The 13285-nt window shown below is 70.3% G+C and carries 10 protein-coding genes and 2 pseudogenes; 6 read left to right on the forward strand and 6 right to left on the reverse strand.

All coding sequences use genetic code 11. The features are described 5' to 3' along the window. The first annotated feature begins 1 nt into the window (after position 1). From secF to J8M50_RS16715, 3 genes are all read left to right on the forward strand, one after another. Positions 2 to 1105 (forward strand): protein translocase subunit SecF, encoded by a 1104-nt coding sequence (gene secF / locus J8M50_RS16705; RefSeq protein WP_010351282.1) that lies wholly within the window; start codon positions 2 to 4, stop codon positions 1103 to 1105. Beyond that, a complete protein-coding gene (locus J8M50_RS16710) occupies positions 1102 to 1641 on the forward strand; it encodes an adenine phosphoribosyltransferase (RefSeq protein WP_010351281.1) in 540 nt (179 codons plus the stop codon). The genes secF and J8M50_RS16710 overlap by 4 nt, the downstream gene beginning before the upstream one ends. Before the next feature lie 247 nt (positions 1642 to 1888). Then, the gene (locus J8M50_RS16715; protein WP_223786215.1) at positions 1889 to 4477 is read left to right on the forward strand and encodes a RelA/SpoT family protein; all 2589 of its coding nucleotides are present in this window, start codon (positions 1889 to 1891) and stop codon (positions 4475 to 4477) included. 61 nt (positions 4478 to 4538) lie between these two features. Here the strand turns inward: J8M50_RS16715 and J8M50_RS16720 are convergent, their stop codons facing one another. Both J8M50_RS16720 and J8M50_RS16725 read right to left on the reverse strand, forming a co-directional pair. Continuing rightward, complete coding sequence (locus J8M50_RS16720; RefSeq protein WP_010357885.1) at positions 4539 to 5768, reverse strand: DUF349 domain-containing protein; 1230 nt, start codon at positions 5766 to 5768, stop codon at positions 4539 to 4541. Between the two features lie 146 nt (positions 5769 to 5914). Then, positions 5915 to 6742: a peptidylprolyl isomerase gene (locus J8M50_RS16725; protein ID WP_010357886.1), complete on the reverse strand. Its 828-nt coding sequence runs from the start codon at positions 6740 to 6742 to the stop codon at positions 5915 to 5917. Positions 6743 to 6914: 172 nt separating this feature from the next. Here J8M50_RS16725 and J8M50_RS16730 point away from each other — a divergent pair, with 172 nt between their 5' ends. Further along, positions 6915 to 7622, forward strand: coding sequence for an MBL fold metallo-hydrolase (locus J8M50_RS16730; protein ID WP_010357888.1), 708 nt, complete (start codon positions 6915 to 6917; stop codon positions 7620 to 7622). 3 nt (positions 7623 to 7625) lie between these two features. Next, the gene (gene hisS, locus J8M50_RS16735) at positions 7626 to 8888 is read left to right on the forward strand and encodes a histidine--tRNA ligase (RefSeq protein ID WP_010357890.1); all 1263 of its coding nucleotides are present in this window, start codon (positions 7626 to 7628) and stop codon (positions 8886 to 8888) included. A 9-nt stretch (positions 8889 to 8897) separates the two neighbouring features. On the opposite strand, the pseudogene J8M50_RS16740 reads toward hisS, so the two are convergent. The 4 genes and pseudogenes from J8M50_RS16740 to J8M50_RS16755 form a co-directional block, all read right to left on the reverse strand. Further along, positions 8898 to 9547 (reverse strand): annotated as a pseudogene (locus tag J8M50_RS16740) (response regulator). 9 nt (positions 9548 to 9556) lie between these two features. After that, positions 9557 to 10729, reverse strand: coding sequence for a sensor histidine kinase (locus J8M50_RS16745; RefSeq protein WP_010357891.1), 1173 nt, complete (start codon positions 10727 to 10729; stop codon positions 9557 to 9559). Then, on the reverse strand, positions 10726 to 11541 hold the full coding sequence (locus tag J8M50_RS16750; protein ID WP_010357892.1) for an ABC transporter permease: 816 nt from the start codon (positions 11539 to 11541) through the stop codon (positions 10726 to 10728). Before J8M50_RS16750 ends, J8M50_RS16745 begins: the two co-directional genes overlap by 4 nt. Further along, a pseudogene (locus tag J8M50_RS16755) lies at positions 11538 to 12441 on the reverse strand (ABC transporter ATP-binding protein). Before J8M50_RS16755 ends, J8M50_RS16750 begins: the two are co-directional and overlap by 4 nt. Positions 12442 to 12586: 145 nt before the next feature. Here J8M50_RS16755 and J8M50_RS16760 point away from each other — a divergent pair. Continuing rightward, the gene (locus J8M50_RS16760; protein WP_010357897.1) at positions 12587 to 13246 is read left to right on the forward strand and encodes a vitamin K epoxide reductase family protein; all 660 of its coding nucleotides are present in this window, start codon (positions 12587 to 12589) and stop codon (positions 13244 to 13246) included. Positions 13247 to 13285 lie beyond the last annotated feature (39 nt).

A 13285-nucleotide genomic window follows, 5' to 3' on the forward strand; every position in this document is an offset into this window, starting at 1 on the left:
GATGTCGAAACTCGGGAACATCGGCGCCCGGCTGCACCGCGGTGAGATCTCCTACGACTTCATCGGTCACCGCAAGATCTGGTACGGCGTCTCGATCCTGATCACCATCACGGCGATCGTCGGCCTCGCGGTACGCGGCCTGAACATGGGCATCGACTTCCAGGGCGGCGCGGTCTTCACCACCCCGAAGACCAGCGTCTCCGTCTCGCAGGCGGAGGACTACGCCAAGGAGGCGTCCGGCCACGACGCGGTCGTGCAGAAGCTCGGCAACGGCTCGCTGCGCATCCAGATCGCCGGCATGGACACCCAGCAGTCCGACCAGATCAAGAACAAGCTGGCCTCGGACTTCAAGGTCGACACCGAGAAGATCGCCGCCGACCTGGTCGGCCCGAGCTGGGGCGACCAGATCGCGAACAAGGCCTGGCAGGGTCTCGCGATCTTCATGGTCCTCGTCGTGATCTACCTGGCGATCGCCTTCGAGTGGCGGATGGCCATCGCGGCGCTCGTCGCGCTGATCCACGACATCACGATCACCGTCGGCATCTACGCCCTCGTCGGCTTCGAGGTCACGCCCGGTACGGTCATCGGTCTGCTGACGATCCTCGGGTACTCGCTGTACGACACGGTCGTCGTCTTCGACTCGCTCAAGGAGCAGACGAAGGAGATCACCAAGCAGACCAGGTGGACGTACAGCGACATCGCGAACCGCTCCATCAACGGCACGCTGGTCCGCTCGGTCAACACGACCGTCGTGGCCCTGCTCCCGGTCGCCGGGCTGCTGTTCATCGGCGGTGGCTTCCTCGGCGCGGGCACGCTCAACGACATCTCCCTGTCGCTGTTCGTCGGCCTCGCGGCCGGCGCGTACTCGTCGATCTTCATCGCCACCCCGCTGGTCGCCGACCTCAAGGAGCGCGAGCCGCAGATCAAGGCGATGCGCAAGCGGGTCCTCGCGAAGCGGGCGCAGGCCGCCACCGAGGCGGAGCAGCACCCGGAGACGAACACCGAGGAGTACGAGGACGACGAGGCCGCGGCTGTCGTCGGCCCCCGTACCCAGCCCGCGTCCCGTGGCCGGGGCCGTGGCCGTCCCTCGGGGAAGCGCCGGTGACTGACATCAAGGAACTGCTGCTCAGCCGTATCCGTGACGTAGCGGACTACCCCGAGCCCGGGGTGATGTTCAAGGACATCACCCCGCTGCTCGCGGACCCGGCCGCGTTCACGGCGCTCACCGACGCGTTCGCCGAGATCGCGGTACGCACCGGGGCCACGAAGATCGTCGGCCTCGAAGCGCGCGGCTTCATCCTCGGCGCCCCCGTCGCCGTCCGCGCGGGCCTCGGCTTCGTCCCGGTCCGCAAGGCCGGCAAGCTCCCCGGCGCGACCCTCTCCCAGTCGTACGACCTGGAGTACGGCTCGGCGGAGATCGAGATCCACGCCGAGGACCTCACGCCCGAGGACCGCATCCTCGTCGTGGACGACGTCCTCGCGACCGGCGGCACGGCGGAGGCGGCTATCCAGCTGATCCACCGCGCCGGCGCCCAGGTCTCCGGCGTGGCGATCCTGATGGAACTGACGTTCCTGAACGGCCGCCCCCGCCTGGAGGCCGCCCTGAACGGCGCCCCGCTGGAGTCGCTGCTCACGGTCTGAGCACCGTCCGTCCACGGAAGGCGGGCCCGGGAACCTCCCGGCGCCCGCCTTCCGCACGCGGGTGGCCGAAACTCTTCCCCGCCCCTGTTCCTCCCGCGTACCCCTGCGGACAAGCCCCTGTCCACCCCTCGTGTTCCTCCGGTGTACGGCTCTCACAGGCGGCTGGAGGCGATGCCGGGCCGTGGGATCGCTACGATGGGGGCTCCGGAGCCTGACCGGGGACCCGGATCGCGCACGAGGAGTCCTCTTGCCAGACGAGGCCCAACACCTGACCGCCGCCAAGCCCGAGAGTGGTTCGGGACCCGCGTCGCGTGGCCAGAACGGCACCGCCGCGCCGGTGGAGCACGACCGTACGGCGCCCGCCGACCGCCAGCCCGAGCAGCCGCGCCCCAAGCCGGCCCCGCCCGAGCGCCCGGCGCCCGCGCCCGCCCCGGCCCCCGCCTCCGGCCCGGCCCCCGCGCCCGGCCCCGAGACCGGCCCCGCGCCCGCCGCCGCCTCCACGGCCCGCCCCGCCACGGCCTCCCAGCCCGCCCGCACCGGCTCCTCGAACCGCGTCCGCGCCCGCCTGGCCCGCCTCGGCGTACAGCGCGCGAACCCGTACAACCCGGTGCTGGAGCCGCTCCTGCGGATAGTCCGCAGCAACGACCCGAAGACCGAGACGGCGGTCCTGCGCCAGATCGAGCGGGCCTACCAGGTCGCCGAGCGCTGGCACCGGGGCCAGAAGCGCAAGAGCGGCGACCCGTACATCACGCACCCCCTCGCGGTGACGACGATCCTCGCCGAGCTGGGCATGGATCCGGCCACCCTGATGGCGGGCCTCCTGCACGACACCGTCGAGGACACCGAGTACGGCCTCGACGACCTGCGCCGCGACTTCGGCGACGTCGTCGCCCTCCTCGTCGACGGCGTCACCAAGCTGGACAAGGTCAAGTTCGGCGAGGCGGCGCAGGCCGAGACCGTGCGCAAGATGGTCGTCGCGATGGCCAAGGACCCCCGCGTCCTGGTCATCAAGCTCGCCGACCGCCTGCACAACATGCGCACCATGCGCTACCTCAAGCGCGAGAAGCAGGAGAAGAAGGCGCGCGAGACCCTGGAGATCTACGCGCCGCTCGCCCACCGCCTGGGCATGAACACCATCAAGTGGGAGCTGGAGGACCTCGCGTTCGCGATCCTCTACCCCAAGATGTACGACGAGATCGTCCGCCTGGTCGCCGAGCGCGCCCCCAAGCGCGACGAGTACCTGGCCATAGTGACCGACGAGGTCCAGTCCGACCTGCGCGCCGCCCGCATCAAGGCGACGGTCACCGGCCGGCCGAAGCACTACTACTCCGTCTACCAGAAGATGATCGTACGAGGCCGCGACTTCGCGGAGATCTACGACCTGGTGGGCATCCGCGTCCTCGTGGACACCGTCCGCGACTGCTACGCGGCCCTCGGCACCGTCCACGCGCGATGGAACCCGGTCCCCGGCCGGTTCAAGGACTACATCGCGATGCCCAAGTTCAACATGTACCAGTCGCTGCACACGACGGTCATCGGCCCCAACGGCAAGCCCGTCGAACTCCAGATCCGTACGTTCGACATGCACCGCCGCGCCGAGTACGGCATCGCCGCGCACTGGAAGTACAAGCAGGAGGCCGTGGCCGGCGCCTCCAAGGTCCGCACCGACGCCCCGAAGGCAGCCGCCGGCAACAAGGACGCCATCAACGACATGGCGTGGCTGCGCCAGCTCCTCGACTGGCAGAAGGAGACCGAGGACCCCAGCGAGTTCCTGGAGTCCCTGCGCTTCGACCTGTCCCGCAACGAGGTCTTCGTCTTCACCCCCAAGGGCGACGTCATCGCGCTCCCGGCGGGCGCCACCCCGGTGGACTTCGCGTACGCCGTCCACACGGAGGTCGGCCACCGCACGATAGGGGCGAGAGTCAACGGCCGCCTCGTCCCGCTCGAATCGACCCTGGACAACGGCGACCTGGTCGAGGTCTTCACCTCTAAGGCGGCCGGCGCCGGGCCCTCCCGGGACTGGCTCGGCTTCGTCAAGTCGCCGCGCGCCCGCAACAAGATCCGCGCCTGGTTCTCCAAGGAGCGCCGCGACGAGGCGATCGAGCAGGGCAAGGACTCCATCGCCCGCGCGATGCGCAAGCAGAACCTGCCGATCCAGCGCATCCTCACCGGCGACTCCCTGGTCACCCTGGCGCACGAGATGCGCTATCCCGACATCTCGTCCCTGTACGCCGCGATCGGCGAGGGCCATGTCGCGGCTCAGGGCGTCGTCCAGAAGCTCGTCCAGGCGCTCGGCGGCGAGGAGGCGGCCACCGAGGAGATCGACGAGGAGGTCCCGCCGTCCCACGGCCGGGGCCGTAAGCGGCGCAGCAACAACGACCCCGGTGTGGTCGTCAAGGGCGTCGACGACGTGTGGGTCAAGCTGGCCCGCTGCTGCACGCCCGTGCCCGGCGACCCGATCATCGGGTTCGTCACCCGGGGCAGTGGCGTATCGGTTCACCGCAGCGACTGCGTCAACGTGGACTCGCTCTCCCGCGAGCCCGAGCGCATCCTCGACGTCGAGTGGGCGCCCACCCAGTCCTCGGTCTTCCTGGTCGCGATCCAGGTCGAGGCCCTCGACCGCTCCCGGCTCCTGTCGGACGTCACACGCGTCCTGTCCGACCAGCACGTCAACATCCTCTCCGCCGCCGTCCAGACCTCCCGCGACCGGGTGGCGACGTCCCGCTTCACCTTCGAGATGGGCGACCCGAAACACCTCGGGCACGTCCTGAAGGCGGTGCGGGGCGTGGAGGGCGTGTACGACGTGTACCGGGTGACGTCGGCGCGCAGACCTTAAACGGCAAGGGAGAAGGGGCCGGGCTTGAATGCCCGGCCCCTTCTCCATGTACGGCTTGGGTCTAGCCGCCGAACTCCTGCAAGCCCTTCAGCGCCTGGTCCAGCAGCGCCTGACGGCCCTCCAGCTCACGCTCCAGCTTGTCCGCGCGGGACGAGTTGCCCTGCGCGCGAGCCGTGTCGATCTGCGTCCGCAGCTTGTCGACGGCCGCCTGGAGCTGGCCCGTCAGACCGGCCGCGCGGGCACGGGCCTCCGGGTTGGTGCGGCGCCACTCGGTCTCCTCGGCGTCCTGGAGGGCGCGTTCGACCGTGTGCATCCGGCCCTCGACCTTCGGGCGGGCGTCGCGCGGGACGTGGCCGATGGCCTCCCAGCGCTCGTTGATCGCGCGGAACGCCGAACGCGCCGTCTTCAGGTCGCCGATCGGCAGGAGCTTCTCGGCCTCCTCGGCCAGCTCCTCCTTCAGCTTCAGGTTCTCCGTCTGCTCGGCGTCCCGCTCGGCGAAGACCCCGCTGCGCGCCGCGAAGAACACGTCCTGGGCGCCGCGGAAGCGGTTCCACAGGTCGTCCTCGTGCTCGCGCTGGGCGCGGCCCGCGGCCTTCCAGTCCGCCATCAGCTCGCGGTAGCGGGCCGCCGTCGGACCCCAGTCCTGGGACGACGACAGCGACTCGGCCTCCGCGACCAGCCGCTCCTTGAGCCGGCGGGCGTCCTCGCGCTGCGCGTCCAGCTGCGCGAAGTGCGCCTTGCGCCGCTTGGAGAACGCCGAGCGGGCGTGCGAGAAGCGGTGCCACAGTTCGTCGTCCGACTTGCGGTCCAGGCGCGGCAGGCCCTTCCAGGTGTCCACCAGCGCCCGCAGCCGTTCACCGGCCGCCCGCCACTGGTCGGACTGCGCGAGCTGCTCCGCCTCCGTGACCAGGTCCTCCTTGGACTTGCGGGCCTCCTCGGACTGCTTGGCGCGCTGCTGCTTGCGCTCCTCGCGCCGCGACTCGACCGAGGAGACCAGCGCGTCCAGCCGCACCCGCAAAGAGGCCAGGTCACCGACCGCGTGATGCGCGTCGACCTGCTCGCGCAAGTGGTCGATCGCCAGCTGGGCGTCCTTGGCCGACAGGTCGGTGGTGCGCACGCGCTTCTCCAGGAGGCCGATCTCGACCACCAGGCCCTCGTACTTGCGCTCGAAGTAGGCCAGCGCCTCCTCGGGAGAGCCGGCCTGCCAGGAACCGACGACCTGCTCGCCGTCGGCCGTACGCACGTACACGGTCCCCGTCTCGTCGACGCGGCCCCACGGGTCGCTGCTCACAGCGCCTCCTCCACATGATGCCTGCGCGAGGCTTGCGCGCCCCCGGGCATCGTCCACAGTTTCGTCTTGGCCAACATAGGCGACCGGCGGTACGCCTGTCCGCATCCAGCACGACCGAAATTCCGCTGGCCGCCGCCTCGGATTCGTCAGGACTTCGCGACCGTCGCCTTGTCGATCACGACCGTCGCGTTGGGTGCCGTATTGCCGGTCGTCGGGTCGGCGGCCTGCGCTCCTGCGGCGGCGATCTTCTTCAGGACCTTCATCCCGTCGGCCGTCACCGTACCGAACGGCGTGTACTGCGGCGGGAGCTGGCTGTCCTGGTAGACGAGGAAGAACTGGCTGCCGCCGGTGTGCGGCTGGCCGGTGTTCGCCATCGCGACCGTGCCCGCCGGGTAGATGTTGTTCTTCAGCGAGGCGTCCTTCAGGTTCTCGTCCGGGATCGTGTAGCCGGGACCGCCGGAACCCTGCGCGGTCGGGTCGCCGCACTGCAGGACGTAGATGCCCTCGGTGGTGAGCCGGTGGCACTTCGTGTGGTCGAAGTAGCCCTTTCCGGCCAGGAAGTCGAAGGAGTTGACGGTCTGCGGGGCCGCCGACGCCTTGAGGTCGATGCCGATCTCGCCGCAGGTGGTGTCGAGCTTCATCGTGTACTTCGCGGACTTGTCGATCGCGAGCTTCGGCTCGGTCTTCCACGTCTGGGTCTTGACCGACCCGGCCGCCGGCTTCCCGCACGGGTCCGGGCCCTTGCTCGGCTGCGGCGACGGGGAGGCGGCGACGTCGTCCGACTTCTTCTTGTCGTCGTCCTTCAGGACACCGGTCGTGTAGATCGCGACACTGCCGATCACGACCACGCCGAGGACCGACGCGATCACCGAGTTGCGCATCAGAGCCTTGCGCCGGGCGGCGGTGCGCCGTTGCTGCTGCCGCAAGAACTTCTCCCGCGCGAGCTGCCGCTTCCGCTGTTCCTGGGTGACCACCGGTCTTCTCCTTGAGGGCTTCGTGTCTCGTACGCCGGTTCGCGCTGCGTGTGCCCCGTACCGTATATGGGTTCGCTGAGGAATCGGCAGCGCCGGTAGGCTCTGACGTGGGCGGCGCCCTGCGCAAGCCCCCCTTATCGCCACAAACACCGAGACGAACCGAAGGACGACCGTGCTCATTGCCGGGTTCCCCGCCGGAGCCTGGGGGACGAACTGTTATCTCGTCGCCCCGGCCGCCGGTGAGGAGTGCGTGATCATCGACCCGGGCCACGAGGCGGCCCCCGGAGTCGAGGAGACGCTCGCGAAACATCGGCTCAAGCCCGTCGCCGTCGTCCTCACCCACGGCCATCTCGACCACGTGGCCTCGGTCGTCCCGGTGTGCGGCGCGCACGACGTGCCCGCCTGGATCCACCCCGAGGACCGCTACATGATGAGCGACCCCGAGAAGGCCCTCGGCCGGTCCATCGGGATGCCGCTGCTGGGCGGGCTGACCATCGGGGAGCCGGACGACGTCCGTGAACTCACCGACGGGGCGCGGCTGGAGCTGGCAGGCCTGGAACTCACCGTCGCGCACGCGCCGGGCCATACGAAGGGGTCGGTGACGTTCCGGCTCCCCGAGGCCGCCGACATCCCGTCGGTGTTCTTCTCCGGGGACCTGCTCTTCGCCGGCTCCATCGGCCGCACCGACCTGCCCGGCGGCTCCATGGACGACATGCTCGCCTCCCTGGCGCGCGTGTGCCTGCCGCTCGACGACTCCACCGTGGTCCTGTCCGGACACGGTCCCCAGACCACCATCGGCCGCGAACGCGCCACCAACGCCTACCTCAGGCAGGTGGCCGACGGCCAGGGAGCGCCCGGCGCCCCCCGACGAGGAATGTGACGAGTGAGTACCTTCCAGGCCCCCAAGGGCACCTACGATCTGCTGCCGCCCAGCTCCGCCGCCTTCCTCGCGATCCGCGAGGCCCTCGCCGCGCCGCTGCGTGTCTCCGGTTACGAGTACATCGAGACGCCCGGCTTCGAGAGCGTCGACCTCTTCGCGCGCGGCGTCGGCGAGTCCACCGACATCGTCACCAAGGAGATGTACGCCTTCGAGACCAAGGGCGGCTCCAAGCTCGCCCTGCGCCCCGAGGGCACCGCGTCCACCCTGCGTGCCACGCTGGAGGCCAACCTCCACAAGGCCGGCAACCTGCCCGTCAAGCTCTGGTACTCGGGCTCGTACTACCGCTACGAGCGCCCCCAGAAGGGCCGTTACCGCCACTTCTCCCAGATCGGCGCCGAGGCGATCGGCGCGGAGGACCCCGCCCTCGACGCCGAGCTGATCGTCCTCGCCGACCAGGCGTACCGCTCGCTGGGTCTGCGGAACTTCCGCATCCTGCTGAACTCCCTGGGCGACAAGGAGTGCCGCCCCGTCTACCGCGAGGCCCTCCAGACGTTCCTGCGCGGCCTCGACCTCGACGAGGAGACCCTGCGCCGCGCCGAGATCAACCCGCTGCGCGTCCTCGACGACAAGCGGCCCGACGTCCAGAAGCAGCTCGCGGACGCCCCGCTCCTCCAGGACTACCTGTGCGACGCCTGCAAGGCGTACCACGAGGAGGTCCGCGCCCTGCTGAACGCCGAGGGCGTCGTCTTCGAGGACGACCCGAAGCTGGTGCGCGGCCTCGACTACTACATGCGCACGACCTTCGAGTTCGTCCACGACGGCCTCGGCGCCCAGTCCGCGGTCGGCGGCGGCGGACGCTACGACGGCCTCTCCGAGATGCTCGGCGGCCCCGCGCTGCCGTCCATCGGCTGGGCCCTCGGCGTCGACCGCACGGTCCTCGCGCTGGAGGCGGAGGGCATCGTCCTCGACCTCCCGGCCACGACCTCGGTCTACGCCGTCCCGCTCGGCGACGAGGCCCGCCGCGTCCTGTTCACCAAGGTCGCCGAACTCCGCAAGGCCGGCGTCGCCGCCGACTTCGCCTACGGCAACAAGGGCCTCAAGGGCGCCATGAAGAACGCCAACCGCTCCGGCGCGCGGTACACGCTGGTCGCGGGCGAGCGGGACCTCGCGGAGGGCGTCGTCCAGCTCAAGGACATGGAGTCCGGGGAACAGACGGCTGTTCCGCTGCCGGACGTCGTCCAGGAACTGAGGACCCGCCTGGCCTGAGCCGTCCGCTCAGTCCAGCAGGCCCGCACGCAGGGCGCTCGTGACCGCCGCCGTCCTGTCGTCCACGCCGAGTTTGGTGAAGGCCCGCAGCAAGTGGGTCTTCACCGTCGACTCGCCGATGCCCTGTCGATATGCGGCTACCGCCGCGCGGGCTGGCGGCCGATCTCCGCGTTGGTACAGCCCTCGGCGACCAGGCGCAGCACGGACTTCTCGCGCTCGGAGAGGTGCGGGCGGGTGGGGATGGTGCGGAGCTGGTCCATGAGGCGGGTGGCCACCGAGGGGGCCAGGACCGTCTCGCCCCGGGCGGCGGCCCGGATCGCGTCGGCGAGTTCCGCCCGGGGCATGTCCTTGAGGAGGTAACCGGCGGCACCCGCCTCCACCGCGCGCAGGATGTCACGGTCGGTCTCGTAGGTGGTGAGGACGACGACCCGGCAGGGGAGGCCCGCACGGGTGATCCGCTGGATCGAGGCGACCCCGTCCCCGTCCGGCATCCTGAGGTCCATCAGGATCACGTCGGGAAGCAGCGCGGCGGCGAGAGCCTCGGCACGGGGACCGCCGGCGGCATCCGCGACGACCTTCAGATCGGGCTCCACGCTCAGCATCGCGCGCAGACCTTCGCGGACGACGGGATGGTCGTCGGCGAGGAGGATACGGATCACAGCGTCTCCCTAGTCTTTCCGGGACGGCACCGGCAGCCGTACCGTCACGGTCGTCCCCTCACCCGGCGTACTCCGCACTTCGCTGACCCCGCCGGCCTCCGCAGCCCGCGCGCGCAGTCCGGCGAGACCGTAACCGTCGGCCCGCAGCGGGTCGAAACCGCACCCGTCGTCGTGGACGGAGAGCGTGAGGAACGCGTCCGTGTAGACCAGCCGCACCCGTGTCCGCGCCGAACTCCCCGCATGCCGGCGTGCGTTGGTGAGCGCCTCCTGACAGGCGCGCAGGACGACGACCTCGCACCCGGCGGGCAGCACCCGCACCACCCCGGTGACGGACAGCTCGCTGGAGTGCCGCAGCGCCAGCCGCCGCAGCGCGTCGGGAAGCGTCGCCCCGTCGAGATCGGCCGGCGCCCCTCCGGCGACCAGTGCACGCGCCTCCGCGAGATTGCGCCGTGCCGTCTCGTCCATGAGCCGCAGATGCCGGCGAGCCCGCGACGGATCGGCGTCCAGCTCGGCCTCCACCGCCTGGATCAGCATCAGCAGGCTCGTGAACCCCTGCGCGAGCGTGTCGTGGATCTCCCGCGCCATTCGCTCCCGCTCGGCGAGCGCGCCGTGCGCCGAGGACAGCCGCGCCACCTCGTGCCGGCTGGCGTCCAGCTCGGCGATCAGCTCCGCCCGGCCCGCGCTCTGCTCGATGATCCGCACGATCCAGCTCCCGACGGCCACCGAGAACAGCAGACTCACCACCGCCGAGAGCGAGGTGACGACGAGCTGCTGCCGGCCGGGACGCCACAGCAGGATCCACCCGGCCACCGGCACCACGTTGAGCACCGTCACCACGGCCAGCGCGAGCCGCAGCCGCAGCAGCATGTAGCAGTGCGGGACCAGGACGAACGTCATCAGCCGGGTCTCACCGACCAGCACCGCGGACGGCAGGAACAGCGCCGTCTCCCCGGCGAGGAACGGCAGCGCCCGGCCGTCCGCACCCGTCAGCAGCGGCCGTCCGGCCAGGGCGTACCACGGCACCAGCGGCACGAGGAGCGCGACGACGAGCGCGCGCACCGGCCACCCGGGGCGGTCCGCGGCGAGGACTGACACCAGGGTGACCAGCCACACCAGCGCGAAGTACACGTCCCACAGCCGGAACGGACCGTCCCAGACGTCCGCGCCGGACCGCTCGCTCATCCGTCGCGCCGGCTCTTCCACCGGAAGGTCAGCAGACACAGCACCAATCCTCCGACGCACCACGCCCCGAGGACCAGCGCGATCCTGCCGAACTCCCAGTCGCCCGCCTGCTCCACGACGCGCGCCGAGTCCGGCAGGAACACCCCGCGCAGCCCCTGGCACATCCACTTCAGCGGGAACAGCGCGCCGATGTCGAGCATCCAGCCGGGGACGGTGTCGACCGCGATGTACACCCCGGAGATGAACTGGAGCACCAGGAACGGCAGCACCACCACCGACGTCGCGCTCTTCCCCGACCCCGGCACCGAACTGACCGCGATCCCGAGCAGCGCGCACGCGGTGAGACCGAGCACGAAGATCCACGCGAAGTCGAACCACCGGGACGCCGACGACGGCAGGTCGACCCCGTACAGCGTCGTCCCGACGGCCAGCAGGACGGCCGTCTCCAGCGCACCCGTGACCAGCACCAGCCAGATCTTGCCGAGGAAGTACGCGGCCGGCGGCATCGGCGTCCCCCGCAGCCGGCGCAGCACCTTCTCGTCCCGCTCGATGGCGATGGAGATGCCGAGGGACTGGAAGCTGGTCGACATGAGGCCGGCGGCCATCATCGCGGGGACGTAGAGCTGGGAGGCGGTGATCCCGGCACCCTCCACGTCGTCCTGGAAGATCGACGCGAACAGGAACAGGAACACCACCGGGAACGCGAACGTGAACACCACCTGCTCGCGCTGGCGGAAGAACTGCCGCAGTTCGAGAGCGCCCCGGCTCAGTCCGAGCGACCACGCGCGAGGAAGTACCTCTGTCGCGGTCATCGCGCACCCTCCTGTCCGGTCAGGGACAGATAGACGTCCTCCAGGGTCGGCCGGGTCACCGTCAGGCCGGGTATCTCGCCGTCGAAACGGGACGCCAGTTCGCTCACCACGCGCGTGGGAGCGTCGGTGCGCTCCGCGTGCGGGGTGCCGTCCGGCTCGGTCCACGCGACGGTCGCACCCGCGCCGTACCGCTCCCGCAGCGCGGCCGGTTCCCCCTCGGCGACGACCCGGCCGTGCGCGATGACCGCCAGCCGGTCGGCGAGGGTCTCGGCCTCTTCCAGGATGGGGGTCCCCCCCGCTCGAGCGAAGCCGAGAGTGGGGGAGGGTGGTGAGCAGGATCGTCGTCCCCTCGTCGGCCAGCGCGCGGATCAGGTCCCAGAACTGCCTGCGGGCCGCCGGGTCGAAACCGGTCGTCGGCTCGTCCAGGAGCAGCAGCTCCGGGCCGCCGATCACCCCGAGCGCGACGTCGAGCCGCCGCCGCTGGCCTCCCGAGAGCGCCTTGATACGGCTGTCCGCCTTCTCCGCGAGACCCACCAGGCCGATCACCGTCTCCGGGTCGCGCGGGCGCGGGTAGTAGCGCGCGAAATGTCGTACCGTCTCACGAACCGTCAACTCGGCGGGCGCGGATTCGTCCTGCCAGACGATTCCGATACGTGAACGCCACGCACGCGTTCCCGTCGCCGGATCCGAGCCCAGGACCCGTACTTCACCGGCGTCCCGCTTCCGGTTCCCCTGGAGGATCTCCACCGTCGTGCTCTTGCCCGCGCCGTTCGGGCCGAGCAGACCGAACACCTCGCCGGTACGAATCCCCAGGTCGACGCCGTCCAGCGCGGTCGTGCCGCCGTAGCGCTTGCGCAGCCCCCGGACGGTCACCGCGAGTTTTTCCCCGTGTGCTGTCATGCCGCACAGCATCGTCCGAGACCGTTCGGCCGGGGGACCTCCGCTCGTACACGCTTATGTCCATCGAACGGTGGACGCACAGGACGGTGCGGCACAATGAGCGCTGCCAGAAGAACGTCCCCTCGCGATGTGACGGATCGGCGTGATGAGCAAGACGACAGTCAAAGAGGTCTCCATGGACCACGAGCCGGAGCGCGCCACCGCCGACGCGTCCCGCGCGGTGGGCGGCAGCCGGGCGTTCGCGCTGATGCTGGTGATCACGGGCGCGGCGGGACTGCTCGCCGCCTGGGTCATCACCATCGACAAGTTCAAGCTGCTCGAAGCCAAGGTCGAGGGGAAGACGTTCGTCCCCGGGTGCAGCCTCAACCCGGTCGTCTCCTGCGGCAGCGTCATGGAGTCCAAGCAGGCCGCCGCCTTCGGGTTCCCCAACCCGATGCTCGGACTGGTCTGCTACGGCATCGTCATCGCCGTCGGCATGACCCTGCTGGGCCGCGCCCGGTTCCCGCGCTGGTACTGGCTGACCTTCAACTTCGGCACCCTGTTCGGGGTCGGGTTCTGTACGTGGCTCCAGTTCCAGTCGCTGTACCGGATCAACGCGCTGTGCCTGTGGTGCTCGCTGGCCTGGGTCGCGACGATCATCATGTTCTGGTACGTGACCTCGTTCAACGTGCGCAACGGCTTCCTGCCGGGGCCGGCCTGGCTGAAGAGCTTCTTCGGCGAGTTCACGTGGGTGCTGCCGGCCGTGCACATCGGGATCATCGGGATGCTGATCCTGACCCGCTGGTGGGACTTCTGGACCAGCTGAGGCTTCGTAGGGCGTTGTCAGTGGCGTCCTTTAGGGTTT

The sequence above is a fragment of the Streptomyces acidiscabies genome (assembly GCF_020010905.1).
Lineage (GTDB): Bacteria > Actinomycetota > Actinomycetes > Streptomycetales > Streptomycetaceae > Streptomyces > Streptomyces acidiscabies.